This window comes from Dasania sp. GY-MA-18, assembly GCF_024734385.1.
GTDB lineage: Bacteria > Pseudomonadota > Gammaproteobacteria > Pseudomonadales > Dasaniaceae > Dasania > Dasania phycosphaerae.
In genome coordinates this window covers 1-13990 of sequence record NZ_JANHAP010000015.1, presented here as the reverse complement: position 1 = coordinate 13990, position 13990 = coordinate 1, and the positions used below count along the sequence as shown (strand labels likewise).

The 13990-nt window shown below is 47.7% G+C and carries 14 protein-coding genes and 1 tRNA gene; 14 read left to right on the top strand and 1 reads right to left on the bottom strand.

Annotated elements, in window-relative coordinates; translation table 11 throughout:
* Positions 1-7: 7 nt before the first annotated feature.
* The 14 genes from NO559_RS15435 (at position 8) to NO559_RS15370 (ending at position 12759) form a co-directional block, all read left to right on the top strand.
* The gene (locus NO559_RS15435; protein ID WP_258332778.1) at positions 8-1225 is read left to right on the top strand and encodes an aminotransferase class V-fold PLP-dependent enzyme; all 1218 of its coding nucleotides are present in this window, start codon (positions 8-10) and stop codon (positions 1223-1225) included.
* 26 nt (positions 1226-1251) lie between these two features.
* Entirely contained in the window at positions 1252-1611 is a 360-nt protein-coding gene (locus tag NO559_RS15430) for an iron-sulfur cluster assembly accessory protein (RefSeq protein WP_258332777.1), read from the top strand.
* A 33-nt stretch (positions 1612-1644) separates the two neighbouring features.
* Positions 1645-2178 carry a putative Fe-S cluster assembly protein SufT gene (sufT, locus tag NO559_RS15425; RefSeq protein ID WP_258332775.1) on the top strand — a complete coding sequence of 178 codons (534 nt, stop codon included), beginning with the start codon at positions 1645-1647 and terminating at the stop codon, positions 2176-2178.
* 68 nt (positions 2179-2246) lie between these two features.
* Entirely contained in the window at positions 2247-2663 is a 417-nt protein-coding gene (locus tag NO559_RS15420; RefSeq protein ID WP_258332774.1) for a SufE family protein, read from the top strand.
* Between the two features lie 187 nt (positions 2664-2850).
* Positions 2851-3279, top strand: a complete 429-nt coding sequence (gene ndk / locus NO559_RS15415) for a nucleoside-diphosphate kinase (protein WP_258332773.1) — start codon at positions 2851-2853, stop codon at positions 3277-3279.
* A gap of 31 nt (positions 3280-3310) precedes the next feature.
* Positions 3311-4498 (top strand): 23S rRNA (adenine(2503)-C(2))-methyltransferase RlmN, encoded by a 1188-nt coding sequence (gene rlmN, locus NO559_RS15410; RefSeq protein WP_258332772.1) that lies wholly within the window; start codon positions 3311-3313, stop codon positions 4496-4498.
* A 12-nt stretch (positions 4499-4510) separates the two neighbouring features.
* Entirely contained in the window at positions 4511-5314 is an 804-nt protein-coding gene (pilW, locus tag NO559_RS15405; protein WP_258332771.1) for a type IV pilus biogenesis/stability protein PilW, read from the top strand.
* A complete protein-coding gene (locus NO559_RS15400) occupies positions 5304-6188 on the top strand; it encodes a RodZ domain-containing protein (protein WP_258332770.1) in 885 nt (294 codons plus the stop codon). The genes pilW and NO559_RS15400 overlap by 11 nt, the downstream gene beginning before the upstream one ends.
* A 2-nt stretch (positions 6189-6190) precedes the next feature.
* Positions 6191-7303, top strand: coding sequence for a flavodoxin-dependent (E)-4-hydroxy-3-methylbut-2-enyl-diphosphate synthase (gene ispG, locus NO559_RS15395; RefSeq protein WP_258332769.1), 1113 nt, complete (start codon positions 6191-6193; stop codon positions 7301-7303).
* A gap of 29 nt (positions 7304-7332) precedes the next feature.
* On the top strand, positions 7333-8628 hold the full coding sequence (hisS, locus tag NO559_RS15390; protein ID WP_258332768.1) for a histidine--tRNA ligase: 1296 nt from the start codon (positions 7333-7335) through the stop codon (positions 8626-8628).
* A gap of 36 nt (positions 8629-8664) precedes the next feature.
* Complete coding sequence (locus NO559_RS15385) at positions 8665-9333, top strand: tetratricopeptide repeat protein (RefSeq protein ID WP_258332767.1); 669 nt, start codon at positions 8665-8667, stop codon at positions 9331-9333.
* A 4-nt stretch (positions 9334-9337) separates the two neighbouring features.
* Complete coding sequence (gene bamB / locus NO559_RS15380) at positions 9338-10516, top strand: outer membrane protein assembly factor BamB (protein WP_258332766.1); 1179 nt, start codon at positions 9338-9340, stop codon at positions 10514-10516.
* Positions 10517-10530: 14 nt separating this feature from the next.
* Positions 10531-11964, top strand: a complete 1434-nt coding sequence (gene der, locus NO559_RS15375; RefSeq protein WP_258332765.1) for a ribosome biogenesis GTPase Der — start codon at positions 10531-10533, stop codon at positions 11962-11964.
* Between the two features lie 33 nt (positions 11965-11997).
* Entirely contained in the window at positions 11998-12759 is a 762-nt protein-coding gene (locus NO559_RS15370) for a sulfite exporter TauE/SafE family protein (protein WP_258332764.1), read from the top strand.
* Between the two features lie 80 nt (positions 12760-12839).
* Here NO559_RS15370 and NO559_RS15365 read toward each other — a convergent pair.
* Positions 12840-12926: transfer RNA gene (locus NO559_RS15365), tRNA-Leu, on the bottom strand.
* Positions 12927-13990: the final 1064 nt, after the last annotated feature.

The following is a 13990-nucleotide window of genomic DNA, read 5'->3' as shown; positions in this document are numbered from 1 at the left end:
CGCGATGATGAGTTTTGATGTAAATGCCATACGTGAGCAGTTTCCTATTTTGTCGCGACAAATTGATGGTCAGCCGCTGGTTTATTTAGATAATGCCGCCACCACGCAAAAGCCGCAGTGTGTCATAGACGCCATAGTTAATTACTACAGCACTTGTAACTCTAATGTGCACCGTGGCGCTCACCGCTTGGCCGATGAGGCTACCCGTTTATACGAGGGCGCACGCGATACCGTGGCCGAGTTTTTACAGGCCAACGCGCGGGAAGAAGTTATCTGGACGGGGGGCACCACCGAAGCCATCAATATCGTCGCCAATGGTTTAGGGCAAATGCTTAAGCCCGGTGATGAAGTGTTGGTGACCGAGATGGAGCACCACGCCAATCTAATTACTTGGCAGCAGGCTTGTAAGCGGGCAGGGGCGAGCTTAAAAATCGCGCCCATTAATGACGCCGGTGAGTTAATGCTGGATGCCTACGAGCAGTTGCTTAATAGCAATACCAAGTTTGTCGCCTTTCCGCAGGTGTCTAATGCTTTGGGCACCTTAAACCCGATTAAAAGTCTAATCGCTAAGGCCAAGGCAGTTAATGCCTTGGTGTTGGTAGATGGTGCCCAGGGTATAGCGCACGGCCCGGTTAATGTGCAGGAGTTAGGCTGCGATTTTTACGCTTTCTCCGCTCATAAGCTTTTTGGCCCCACTGGGGTGGGCGTGTTGTGGGGCAGGCAGGAGCTATTAGCGAGCTGGCCAGTATGGCAGGTGGGCGGCGAGATGATTAGCTCGGTCAGCTACCAGGACGCGCAGTGGAATGTATTGCCCTATCGCCTAGAGGCTGGCACACCCCATATAGCCGGGGTGATTGCTACCGGTGAGGCAATACGCTGGTTTATGGCTTTAGATATGGCCGCACTGGCCGCACACGAGGCGGCCCTGCTAGCCAGTGCCACCGAGCAGGCCGAAGCTTTTGAAGGTTTACGCATAGTGGGTAGCGCTCAGCAGAAAATGGGTGTGCTCAGCTTTGTAATGGATGCCGGGCACCCGGCAGACATAGGGTTTTTACTGGATAGGCAGGGCATAGCCATACGCACCGGCCATCACTGCGCCGAGCCTTTAATGGGGCGCTTAGGTGTGCCGGGTACAGCTAGGGCTTCGTTTTCTATATACAACACCTTGGCTGAAGTGGACGCCCTGTTCGCCGGTTTAAGCAAGGTTAAAATGATGCTCGCCTAATAAAAAAAGGTGAGTGGAGAGATGAAATGACAGTAGCGAGTTTTGATCCCAATGCGCAGGCGGTGACGATGACAGCCGCTGCGGCCCAGCACTTTGGCCAAAAAATAGCCCAAGCTGGCGACAAGATTATCCGTTTAAGCACCAAAACCAGTGGTTGTACCGGTTACGCCTATGTATTGGACTTGGTGGACGGACCACAAGAAGGGGATGAGATATTAACCCCTGCGGATGCGATTACCTTGGCGGTAGATGGCAAGGCACTAGCCTTATTGCGTGGCACTGAGATAGACCTAGTAACCGAGGGGGTCAATCAGGTGGTTAAGTTTAACAATCCCAATGTTGTTGCCGAGTGTGGCTGCGGCGAAAGCTTTAGCGTTAGCGAGTAAGCGTTTTCAGGTTCAAGTTCAGGTTATAGCCCTATGCAACAAAACATGACAGTCACCAAGCACGATTGCCCCGCGCGACGTGTGCCTTCTGGTGACAAGGTGATTATCCCCGGCGGCCAGTTTGTTACCATTAACCAAACCCTAGGTGGTAATTACACAGTAACCTGGCAGGGCAATATGCTGCGCATAGATGGCACTGATGCCTCAGCCATAGGCTATGAGCCCGAGCAGTTGCACTTTGAAGACGATGGCTCTGGCCTGATTAACGAAGATTATGTGTGGCAGGCGTTGGACAGTATTTTTGACCCTGAGATACCCGTGAGCCTGCTGTCATTGGGCTTGGTCTACGGCGTGAGCATTGATCAAGAGGCAGGCCGAGTCGATATACAAATGACCCTAACCGCCCCCGGTTGTGGCATGGGGCCGGTATTGGTGGGGGATGTGGAATATCGCGTCGCCATCGTGCCTAATGTGAAAACCGTCAATGTGGAGCTGGTGTTTGATCCGCCCTGGTCCAAAGAAATGATGTCGGAAGAGGCCCAGCTAGAAACCGGTATGTTTTTCTAGTAACCTGAAAACCCCTGTAATAACAAGCGCTTATGCTAGGCGCTAAATGTCAATGTAAGAGTGTAGTTATGGCTTTGCCCAGTACAGATGAAATTTTAGAGGACTTGGAATTCTTCGATGATTGGGAAGAGCGCTACAAGTACATCATCGATTTAGGCAAGGCCCTGCCGGCTATGGATGAGAGCCTGCGTACCCCCGAGCGTCTGGTCAAGGGTTGCCAAAGCAGCGTGTGGATAGATGTGGATTTGCAGGACGATGTACTGCATTTTGTGGTCGATAGCGACGCCCATATTGTGCGTGGCCTGCTGGCAGTGGTGATGGCGGCCTATTCGGGTAAAAGCCCCGAAGACATAGTAGCTTTTGACGTGGATAGCTATTTCCAAAAGTTGGATTTAGAGCGCCACTTAAGCCCCACTAGAGGCAACGGTTTAAGAGCTATCGTGGCCAAAATTCAAGCGATAGCCAAGGCGACAGTAGCCGCATAGGCGTTGGTCTTGATGGCAGTCGCTCTGGTGGCTGCTTTTTCCTATTTAAGCCCTATTTATAGCGGGCTTTGCATACTAATCACTGGCAAATCCGCGTATAATCTGCGGGCTTTATTATTGGGCCCGGCCGGATGCTGGCCCACAGCTTTATTATTGATTGTTCTTATTGAATATTTGGGAGGCCTTAATGGCACTAGAACGTACTTTCTCTATCGTAAAACCAGACGCCGTAGCTAAAAACGTCATTGGTGAAATATACAGCCGTTTTGAAAAGAATGGCTTAAAAGTGGTTGCATCAAAAATGTTGCGTTTAAGCCGCGAGCAAGCAGAAGGCTTTTACGCCGAGCATAAAGGTCGTCCTTTCTTCCCCGCTTTAATCGAATTTATGACTTCTGGCCCCGTAATGGTGCAAGTGTTAGAAGGCGAAAATGCAGTATTAAAAAACCGTGAGTTGATGGGTGCTACTAACCCTCAAGAAGCAGAAGCGGGCACTATACGCGCTGACTTCGCTGAATCTATAGACGCTAACGCCGTACACGGTTCTGATGCGCCTGAATCAGCAGCACGCGAAATTGCTTACTTCTTCGCAGCTAGCGACATTTGCGACCGCGCTTAAGCCGGTTTAGCTAATATTGAGTGGTGTAACCATGTCTGAATCTGTAACGCCTGTAGTTGTCGATGCTAGTGCCAAAGCGGGTGCTGAGCCTGAGCAGGCCAAGATTAATTTGCTGGGCTTATCCCGTGCGCAGATGACAGAGTTTTTGTTATCCATGGGCGAAAAGCCTTTTCGCGCCCAGCAAATGATGAAGTGGATACACCACCGTGGCATCAATGATTTTGATGCCATGACCGATATCAGCAAAGTCTTCCGCGAACGCTTAAAAGCCTGCGCGGAAGTACGCCCCCCCGAAATAGTCACGCAAGCCGACTCTAAAGACGGTACCCGTAAATGGGCCATACGCGTTGAGGGTGGCGGTTTAGTTGAGACTGTATTAATTCCCGATGGCGACAGAGCTACCCTCTGCGTTTCATCACAGGTAGGTTGCAGCCTGGATTGCAGCTTTTGCTCCACCGGCAAACAGGGCTTTCAGCGCGATTTAACCGCCGCTGAAATCATAGGCCAGGTCTGGTTGGCAATAAAATCTTACGATGCCTTTCCCTCTACCGAAAAACGCGTAGTCACCAATGTGGTGATGATGGGCATGGGCGAGCCGCTGCTTAACTTCGATAATGTAGTGGCTGCTGTTAATTTAATGATGGATGACTTGGGTTACGGCATTTCTAAGCGCCGCGTGACCCTAAGTACCTCAGGGGTAGTGCCTGCGCTGGATAAGCTGGGTGATGTTTGTACCGCTTCACTGGCCATTTCATTGCACGCCCCCAATGATGAATTGCGCAATGAGCTAGTGCCCATTAATCGCAAATACAATATTGAAACTTTATTGGACGCCTGCCGTCGATATATAGCCAAGCAAACTGATACCCATAGGGTGGTGACTATAGAGTACACTCTAATGGCTGGCATTAACGACAGCGTGGAACAGGCCAAAGAACTGGCCATAGTATTAAAAGATTTCCCCTGTAAGGTGAATTTAATTCCCTTTAACCCGTTTCCGCAGTCGGATTATCAGCGTCCTAGCAAAAACGCCATACAGCGTTTTTGGCAAGTAATGACTGATGCCGGTTTTGTGACTACAGTTAGAACTACCCGCGGCGATGATATAGACGCCGCCTGTGGGCAACTAGTGGGGCAGGTGGCCGATCGCACCAAACGTAGCGAACGCTACAAGGCGAGTTTAGCCAATGAAGAAGCGCCGGTCAGAATTATTAATTAAGCAAAAAATACTATGAATACAGATAATAATAAAACCTTAGTCATTATTCGCAGTGTTATCACGCATACGCTTTTGGCATTGTTGCTAGTGGGTTGTGTTACCACCGAAACCGGCATGTTTACCGAAAAAACGGATGATAAAAAAGCACTGGAGTACAGTATTCAACTCGCCAAGCGTTATATCTCAGAGCGCAAATGGGAGCTGGCGAAGAGACATTTAAAAAATGCCCTAGAGCTGGACGAAGACTCGGCGGAAGTGCATGAGGCACTGGCTCTGGTATTCCAAAATACCGGTGAATTCGAACGCGCTGAAAAACATTTTAAAGAAGCCATAGACTTGGATCGATCACTATCACGGGCCAGGTTGAACTACGCTTCGTTTTTATACACCTTACAGCGTTATAGCGAAGCCGCTGAGCAGTTAGAAGTGGTAGTAAAGGATACTTTGTATGAGCGCCGTCAAACGGCCTTTATTAATTTGGGGCGCTGTTACTACTCCATGATGCGCTACGAAGATGCCGAGCAAAGTTTTCGCACCGCTTATTTAATGAGCGACAGACATCACCCTGCACTTATTTTACAAATGGCTGATGTTTATTATCGCCTAGGGCAGTTTGCGCTATCGCAGCGTTATTACGACAGCTATGGCAGCAAGGTTAAATCGAAATCGGCTACTGCGTTGTTACTAGGCGCGCGTTTAGCCAAGCAGTTTGACGATAAGCATGCCATATCCAGTTATGGTTTGGCTTTAAAAAACTTATACCCGCGCTCACAACAATATTTAGATTATAAACAAGAGTTTTTACATGGAAGTTAATCAAGAAGTGAGCGGTATGATTGACGAGTTAGTGCGTGAATCTATAGGTGAGCAGTTGCGCAAGGCGCGCGAGAAGAAAGGCTTAAGCACCAGTGCTGCGGCCGATAGCCTACGCATCATGGCTTATCAAATAGAAGCCTTAGAGCAAGAGAATTTTTCCTGCTTTAAAGCCGATGTTTTTATACGCTCTTATCTGCGTAACTATGCTCAGTTGTTGGGGGTGGATACTCAAGCCTTGTTAGCCCAGTATCAGCAAGAGCATTTTGTAGAGCGTGCAGCACCTATTATTAATCGTCCCAAACCGGTACACCTGCCCTGTAAAAAACGTTACTTGGGTATTGTGGCGGTGCTAGTGGTAATTGTGGGTTTGTGGCTAGACAATCGCGAGCAAGCCGCTAGCGATAATGCGCCAGCAGCAACACCACTAGCCGAAATAGAAGATGCCGGCTTAAACGCCAATGCCCAGGTGCAACCGAACGAGGCTAGCGATGCAGCATTGGCGCCTGTGAACAGCGCTGCAGAAAACCCGGTTGTAGCCGTTGAACCTTTATTAACGGCCGAGGCCGAACCAGCTATAGCCGCCGAGCTGGATGTAGACTCTATTATTGCCGAAGCAGTTAGTGTGCTACCAGAGCATCAGCTAGAGCTAAATTTTAGCGCTGAGTGCTGGGTAGAAATTAAAGACGCCGAGGGTAAAACCCTAGTCGCTGACTTAAAGCGCAAGGGTGATCAAGTGCTTGTTGAAGGTGCCGCGCCGTTTAATATCATACTGGGTTATGCACCCGCCGTAGCCTTGCGCTACAACGGTGAGGCGGTAGAAATTAATACAAATACGCGCACGCAAGCTGCGCGTTTAGTGGTAGGTAGGTCATAGCGATGAAATTTGAATCGCCCATAGTTAGGCGCAAGTCTAGAAAAATTTACGTAGGTGACGTGGCCGTAGGTGGCGATGCGCCTATATCAGTGCAAAGCATGACCAACACAGATACCTGTGATGTGGCTGCTACGGTAGGGCAGATTAAAGCCTTGGAAGATGCCTGTGCCGATATCGTGCGGGTATCTGTACCTAGCATGGAAGCCGCCGAAGCGTTTAAGAAAATACGCGAGCAGGTTAACGTACCCTTAGTGGCCGATATACACTTTGATTATAAAATCGCCCTAAAAGTGGCTGAATATGGTGTTGATTGCCTACGGATAAACCCCGGTAATATTGGTAATGATGCCAAGGTGCGTGCAGTAGTAGATGCGGCCCGCGATAAAAATATCCCAATACGTATAGGCGTTAACGCGGGCTCTTTAGAAAAAGAGCTGCAGCGCAAATATGGTGAGCCCACCCCCGACGCATTGGTAGAGTCGGCCATGCGCCATATAGACATACTCGATAAATTAGATTTTCAAGATTTTAAACTCAGCGTAAAAGCCTCCGATGTCTTTATGGCGGTTGCGGCCTATAGAAAAATTGCTGCGCAAATAGAGCAGCCCTTACATCTAGGTATTACCGAAGCCGGTGGCTTACGCGGCGGCACGGTGAAATCTGCAGTGGGCCTGGGTATGCTGTTAATGGACGGCATAGGCGATACCATTCGTATTTCTTTAGCGGCCGATCCGGTAGAAGAAATTAAAGTGGGCTATGAAATTTTAAAAAGTTTAAAACTGCGTACCAAAGGCATTAACTTTATTGCCTGCCCCAGCTGTTCGCGGCAAAACTTTGATGTGGTGGCTACCATGAATGAATTGGAAAGCCGCCTAGAAGATGTCACCACGCCTTTAGATGTGGCGGTGATAGGTTGCATAGTGAATGGCCCCGGTGAAGCTAAAGAAGCCGAGATAGGTTTAACTGGTGGTACACCTAAGCATTTGATTTATGTGGATGGTAAAAAAGATCACAAGATTGAAAAAGATAATCTAGTCGATCACTTAGAAGACATGATACGTGCAAAGGTCGCTAAAAAAGAGCAGGCCGAAAAAGACTTAATCGCAAAGCAATAATTTCGCAAATTCTTACAGGTTACAGACAGTTGGCAAAAAAAATTCAATCGATACGCGGCATGAACGATTTACTACCCAGTGAATCGGCGCTGTGGCAATACTTAGAGCAAACGGTAGCCAATGTGCTGGGCCGTTATGGTTATCAAGAAATACGTTTTCCTATCGTCGAGCAAACAGAGCTATTTAAACGCTCTATTGGTGAAGTGACGGATATAGTCGAAAAAGAAATGTATACCTTTGCTGACCGCAATGATGAAAGCATCACCTTGCGCCCAGAGGGCACTGCTTGCTGTGTGCGCGCCTGTTTGCAGCACGGCTTGTTAGATAATCAACAAGTGCAGCGCCTGTGGTATGCCGGCCCTATGTTTCGCTATGAAAAACCCCAAAAAGGTCGCCTGCGCCAGTTCCACCAAATTGGGGTAGAGAGCTTTGGCATGGCCAGCGCCGATATAGACGCTGAAATGATTATTTTAACCGCGCGCTTATGGCAGCAATTAGGTGTTAGCGATGCGCTAACTTTAGAGCTCAACAGCATAGGTAGTCTAGAGGCCAGGGCTGCTTACAAAGAGGCCTTAGTGGCTTACCTAAGTGCTCGCGTTGACCAGTTAGATGAAGATAGCGTAAAGCGTTTAGGCACTAATCCACTGCGTATTTTAGATAGTAAGTCTGCAAGCACTCAGGCCTTGTTGAATGATGCGCCTTCATTAACTGACTATTTGGACGAGCAGTCCAAACAAGACTTTGCTGAGTTAACGGGCCTATTGGATGCGGCGGGCATCTCTTATCGCATCAACCCGCGTTTAGTACGGGGTTTAGATTATTACAATAAAACTGTGTTTGAATGGGTAACCGATAAGCTAGGGGCCCAAGGTACGGTTTGTGCGGGTGGTCGTTATGATGGTTTGGTTGAGCAATTAGGTGGTAAGCCTGTGCCCGGTATAGGATTTGCCATGGGGGTAGAGCGCTTATGTTTGCTATCAGAAGCGACTGATAATATCCCCACTAGCATAACTGCTGGACCCGATGTATATGTGGTAGTGGCCGGCGATAAAGCTAAATTGGCTGCAGTAGCCCTGGCTGAACAATTACGTAGCGAGTTACCCAATTTAAAACTGATTACCCATTGTGGTGGTGGCAGTTTTAAAAGCCAGTTTAAAAAAGCCGATAAAAGCGGAGCGGCTATAGCCTTAGTATTAGGTGATGACGAGGCCGAGCAGGGGCTAGTGAATATTAAATGGTTGCGTGCTGAAAAAGAGCAACAAACACTGGCGCAGTCTGCGGTTTCGGCTTTATTGTCAAGCGAGCTGGCAGCTGAATTATCTTAAAAATTTAATTGTGAATAAAATTGGACGTATAGAACCATGAGCACAGATTATCAAAGCGATGAAGAACAAATTGAAGCCATAAAAAAATGGTGGAAAGAAAACGGCAAGTCAACCGTTACCGGTATAGCCTTAGCCTTAGCCGCGGTATTTGGCTGGCAGGGTTGGCAAAAACAGCAGCAAGAAACTAACTATGCCGCATCGGCTGCCTACCAAAATTTATTAAATGTAGTGGCCAAAGACCAAGCGCCATTAAATGACGAGCAAATAGCTAGCGCTAATTACTTGGCTGATATATTAAAGAATGATTACTCAGCTACTGCCTATGCGCAATTTGCAGCGCTTTATAAGGCACAATTGGCCGTTAAAGCCGGTAAGTTAACCGATGCTGAAGCCGAGTTGCGCTGGGTGCTTAGCCAGTCGCCGGTAGAAGAAGTTAAAGCGCAGGCGCATTTGCGTTTAGCCAAAGTGTTGTTAGCTAGCGAAAAATATGATTTGGCCTTGGCTGAGTTGGCGCAACCTGCATCAGCTTATAAACCTTTATATACAGAGCTAAAAGGTGATATTTATCTGGCGCAAGGTGATGTCTCCGCTGCCAGAGATGCCTACCTACAAGCTAAAACCTTAGCCACTGCAACAGCCAATGCCAGTGCTAACAATTTACTAGAGCTAAAAATTCAGCAGTTGAAAGTTGCTGAAGGGGTATAGCTAAATGATGCAGCAAGCAGTATTAAAATTCCTTTTACTATTTAGTGTATTAGTGGTTTCGGCCTGTAGCTCTTTTGATGATGAAGACGAGTTAGGCCCTGCCGAGTTAATCGATTTTAAAGAGGAAATGGAATTTGATCGGCTGTGGAGCCAATCGGTGGGTGATGGCCAAGGCAAGTTATATAATCGCCTAAGACCTGCCCATGATGGCAAAATGATAGTGGTTGCCTCTGCTGATGGTGAAGTCGAAGCTTTTAATTTAAAAGACGGCGACTCGCTGTGGGATGTGGATGTAGATGCAGAGGTCAGCGGCGCTATTAGCATAGTAGGCGATGCGGTTTTTATCGGTACCTTAACCGGTGATGTAATCGCCTTAAACAAAAAAAATGGCAAGCAACTTTGGAAAGTAAATGTGCAGGCCGAAGTGTTAGCCGCGCCAGCGGGCGATGGCCAACTGGTATTTGTGCAAACTTTGGATGATCAACTGCTAGCGCTTAATGCACAAACTGGCGCGCGGGTATGGTCTTATCGTAATACTATGCCGGTATTAACTTTGCGCGGCACTAGTACACCTTTGTATATGCGCGGCGTAGTAGCAGCGGGTTTTGCCAACGGCAAAGTCGTGGCCTTTAATGCTGAAAACGGTTCGGTATTGTGGGATGCACGTATAGCGGCCAGTACAGGTAACTCTGAGATAGAGCGCATCGTTGATATTGATGGCGACTTGTTGCTGGAGGACGGTACTTTATACGCTGTTAGTTATCAGGGAGCGATTACCGCCATAGACCCAGCCAGTGGCAGCCGTAAATGGTCACGTGAGGCCTCCAGCTATGTCAGCATGGGTTATGGCTTTAATAATGTGTACGTGGCTAACCAAGAAGGTAGCATTATCGCTTTTGCCAATAATGGCCAAGGCGTACGTTGGGAGCAAAGCGTGCTCGCTAGGCGTCAGTTAACAGGGCCAGCAACCCTAAGTAACTTCGTTATAGTGGGTGATTTTGAAGGTTATTTGCATGCCTTTTCACAATTAGATGGTCACCTAGTGGCTAGAGAAAAGGTCGATTCCGACGGCCTGCGCTCACGCTTAATTGTGCATAACGATGTGCTTTATGTTTATAGTAATGACGGTACCCTTGCGGCCTATCGTCTGGTTAAAAAGTCTAAAGGCTTTTTCTCCTCTTAGTTGGAATAAAATAGATGGTTCCTGTAATCGCTTTAGTTGGGCGTCCAAATGTGGGTAAGTCCACATTATTTAATCGTTTAACTAAAACGCGTGATGCCTTGGTAGCAAACTTCCCCGGTTTAACTCGCGATAGAAAATATGGTGAGGCTAAATTTGATAGCCGCCATTTTATAGTTATAGATACCGGCGGTATTACCGGCGATGAAGAGGGCTTAGATGCCGAGATGGCTGGCCAGTCCATGCAGGCTATAGATGAGGCCGATGCGGTTTTATTTATGCTGGATTCGCGCGCAGGCTTAACCGCTTCCGATCAATTGTTAGCTAATCATTTACGGCAAATATCTAAGCCGGTTTTTTATGTGGCTAATAAAATTGATGGTGTGAACCCCGATGTGGCCATGGCTGATTTCTATAGCCTAGGGGTTAAAAAAATTCACCCTACCACCGCCACCCATGGCAAGGGCGTGCGTCAGCTTTTGGAAGATGTGTTTGAGCTTTTTCCACAAACTGAAGAAGAGGCCGAGCCTGAAGATGAAGATCGCGGTGTAAAAATCGCCGTAGTGGGCCGCCCCAATGTCGGTAAGTCTACTTTGGTTAACCGTATGTTGGGCGAAGAGAGGGTAGTGGTATACGATCACCCCGGCACCACCCGCGATAGCATTTACATAGACTATGAGCGCGAAGGGGTTAACTACACTTTAATCGATACTGCCGGTGTGCGCCGTCGTAAAAATGTTAAAGAAACCGTAGAAAAATTCTCTATTGTTAAGGCTTTAAAAGCCATAGATGACACCAATGTGGTGATACTGGTATTAGATGCTCACGAAGGCATAGTTGACCAGGATTTACACCTGCTAGGCCACAGCATAGATGCAGGCCGAGCTTTGGTTGTGGCGATTAATAAATGGGATGGCCTTGATGCTGACCAAAAAAATCGTATTAAGTCAGAGCTGGACAGGCGCTTACAGTTTATAGACTTTGCCGAAATACACTTTATTTCGGCCTTACATGGCACCGGTGTAGGGCATTTGTATGAGTCTATAGATAATGCCTATAGATCTTCTACGAATAAGTTACAAACCAATAAGCTCACGCAAATATTAGAAGCAGCGGTTTACGACCATGCGCCACCTATGGTCAATGGCCGTCGTATAAAACTACGTTATGCCCATGCCGGTGGTTTTAATCCGCCGATTATTGTTATTCACGGTAATCAAACTGCCAAGGTGCCTGCCAGCTACCAGCGTTATTTAGAAAAAACCTTTCGCCGGCAGCTGGATTTAGTGGGCACCCCTATACGCATAGAGTTCAAATCTAGCGAAAACCCCTATGCTGAAAAACAGGGCGATCTTAGCCAGAAAAAATTCGATAGGAAAAAACGTATCAAGCGCCAAGCCGTAAAAAGAACTGAAGCGAAAAAGCCTGATAACAAAAAACCTAGGCGTTAAATTGTAACAGCAAAATTTTGAGCTGGGGGTAAGGTGGACTTTAGTTTACTACATGCACTTATTCTTATAGCCACTGGCATAGTAGCAGGGGTGATAAATACCCTGGCCGGTGGCGGTACCAACCTAACTTTGCCAGCGCTAATGATTATGGGTATGCCTCCCGAGGTGGCGAATGCCACCAACAGGGTGGGAGTTTTTCTACAAAACATTGTTGCTCTACTGGGTTTTAAAAAACATAAAAAGCTGCCCACCGACGACATAGGGCCTATCTTAGTACCCACCATACTGGGTGGTTGCTTAGGTGCTATTGCTGCCGCCTATGCGCCCTCTGAAATTCTCAAACCGTTATTATTTACCGCCATGATTAGCATGACTTTGATCATGCTGTTTAGGCCCAGTGTAATCTCACCGCCTGTAGGCACAATCCCTAATAAAGTCAAAGCGACGCCTTCATCTTGGTGGTGGCTAACCGTGGCAGGCTTTTATGGCGGCTTTGTACAAGCCGGTGTTGGTTTTATTTTAATTACTGCTTTGGCGGGTAGCCTGCGCTATGACTTGGTGCGTACCAATGCTTTGAAAGTGGTATGTGTTGCCGTGTTTACGGGTATGGCTTTATTGGTGTTTATTTTCCAAGGCTTAATTTGGTGGGCGCCAGGCTTAGTGTTGGCGCTGGGCACCATGATAGGTGCGCATGTGGCCGTTAAGTTTGCGATTAGCGCTAAGCCTTCTACTTTGAAGTGGTTTTTATTTGTGATGACGGTGTGTGGGGCAGTGGCGGCGTACGTATTTGATTAGTGTCGACCGTATTGCTGTTAAACAAAAATAAGCTAGCAAAAGCAAAAAAGCCGATCACAATGATCGGCTTTTTTAATATATGGTGCCCAGAAGAGGACTTGAACCTCCACGCCCTTGCGAGCACCAGCACCTGAAGCTGGCGTGTCTACCAATTTCACCATCTGGGCAGATAGTCAGAACATATTAGCTCTGTGTAGAGGCGCGAAATTTACGCGTAGTGTGGCGCTTTGTCAATATTTTCAAAGGGTGGGGAGTTGAATGGTGTTTACTTAATGAGTCATTCTGGTCACTGAGCCCACTAGTGTCCGGTTAAAATCGTATTGGTATGTATTTGACGTTATAAATAGGAAATAGAATGCACGCCGCTTAGATTTATGACTCACTTTCAGGCTGTCGTGCCCAAAGCACTCGCGATGCTCGCGGGGTAGGCTCTGCCGGCCTTGAGCCGGTACCCATAGGCTTACGAAATTCGGAGCATGTATCTAACGCAGGCTTTTAAAAAATAACTATTTTGATAGAGCATTCTAATCACATGCTGAGGATTGCTAGGATATTTCAGTTTTCGTGGATGCCGGGCCGGAGCCCGGCATGACCGGAATAGTAATTTAACCGGACACTAGTGGGTCACTGAGCCGGAATCCAGCTGATAAATATGGATATCGGCTTTTGACGTTAGGGGCTGCTCCATGAGCGTAGTGAGTGCTGTGGGTATGACAAAGTATTGAAGATATATGGTTTAAGTAAGTGCTCTCCGAGGCGGTATTGTTGAAATAAAAAAGGCTCAGCTATTTAAGGCTGTGGCTTTGGTTGGGGGAGTGGATTGACTGAAATAGCTTTAGGCTATTTCAGCCCTGCGGGCGCCTTTTGAAAGCAGGCGTCCCAATTTTGCCGTAGGCAAAATTGGTCGAACAGTGGCTCTCTCCAGCGATCATGCCAGACAAAAAATATCTACCTTGTTCAGAGTGTGGGCTTTGGTTAGGGGAGTGGATTAATCAAAACAGCTGAAGGCTGTTTTGACCCTACGGGCTTCGCCGCTATGCGGCTCGTAGAAATTTGTGCTGTGAGCACAAATTTTCGAACAGTGGCTCTTTCCAGCGATAGCGCTGTCCCGTCCTAAAATACGTTGACGGTTTTTGATTGTAGCGGCTGCCTTAGGCAGCCGCTTTTTTGTGCACCTCTTCGGGGGTTCTCATCCCCAGGCTCAAGTGCGGCCTCATCGTGTTATAGATAT

Coding starts and splice junctions, on each gene's coding strand:
- NO559_RS15430 (WP_258332777.1), top strand. CDS start 1,252: ATGACAGTAGCGAGTTTTGATCCCAATGCGCAGGCGGTGACGATGACA.
- NO559_RS15420 (WP_258332774.1), top strand. CDS start 2,247: ATGGCTTTGCCCAGTACAGATGAAATTTTAGAGGACTTGGAATTCTTC.
- bamB (WP_258332766.1), top strand. CDS start 9,338: ATGATGCAGCAAGCAGTATTAAAATTCCTTTTACTATTTAGTGTATTA.
- NO559_RS15385 (WP_258332767.1), top strand. CDS start 8,665: ATGAGCACAGATTATCAAAGCGATGAAGAACAAATTGAAGCCATAAAA.
- NO559_RS15400 (WP_258332770.1), top strand. CDS start 5,304: ATGGAAGTTAATCAAGAAGTGAGCGGTATGATTGACGAGTTAGTGCGT.
- ndk (WP_258332773.1), top strand. CDS start 2,851: ATGGCACTAGAACGTACTTTCTCTATCGTAAAACCAGACGCCGTAGCT.
- sufT (WP_258332775.1), top strand. CDS start 1,645: ATGCAACAAAACATGACAGTCACCAAGCACGATTGCCCCGCGCGACGT.
- der (WP_258332765.1), top strand. CDS start 10,531: ATGGTTCCTGTAATCGCTTTAGTTGGGCGTCCAAATGTGGGTAAGTCC.
- NO559_RS15435 (WP_258332778.1), top strand. CDS start 8: ATGAGTTTTGATGTAAATGCCATACGTGAGCAGTTTCCTATTTTGTCG.
- pilW (WP_258332771.1), top strand. CDS start 4,511: ATGAATACAGATAATAATAAAACCTTAGTCATTATTCGCAGTGTTATC.
- rlmN (WP_258332772.1), top strand. CDS start 3,311: ATGTCTGAATCTGTAACGCCTGTAGTTGTCGATGCTAGTGCCAAAGCG.
- ispG (WP_258332769.1), top strand. CDS start 6,191: ATGAAATTTGAATCGCCCATAGTTAGGCGCAAGTCTAGAAAAATTTAC.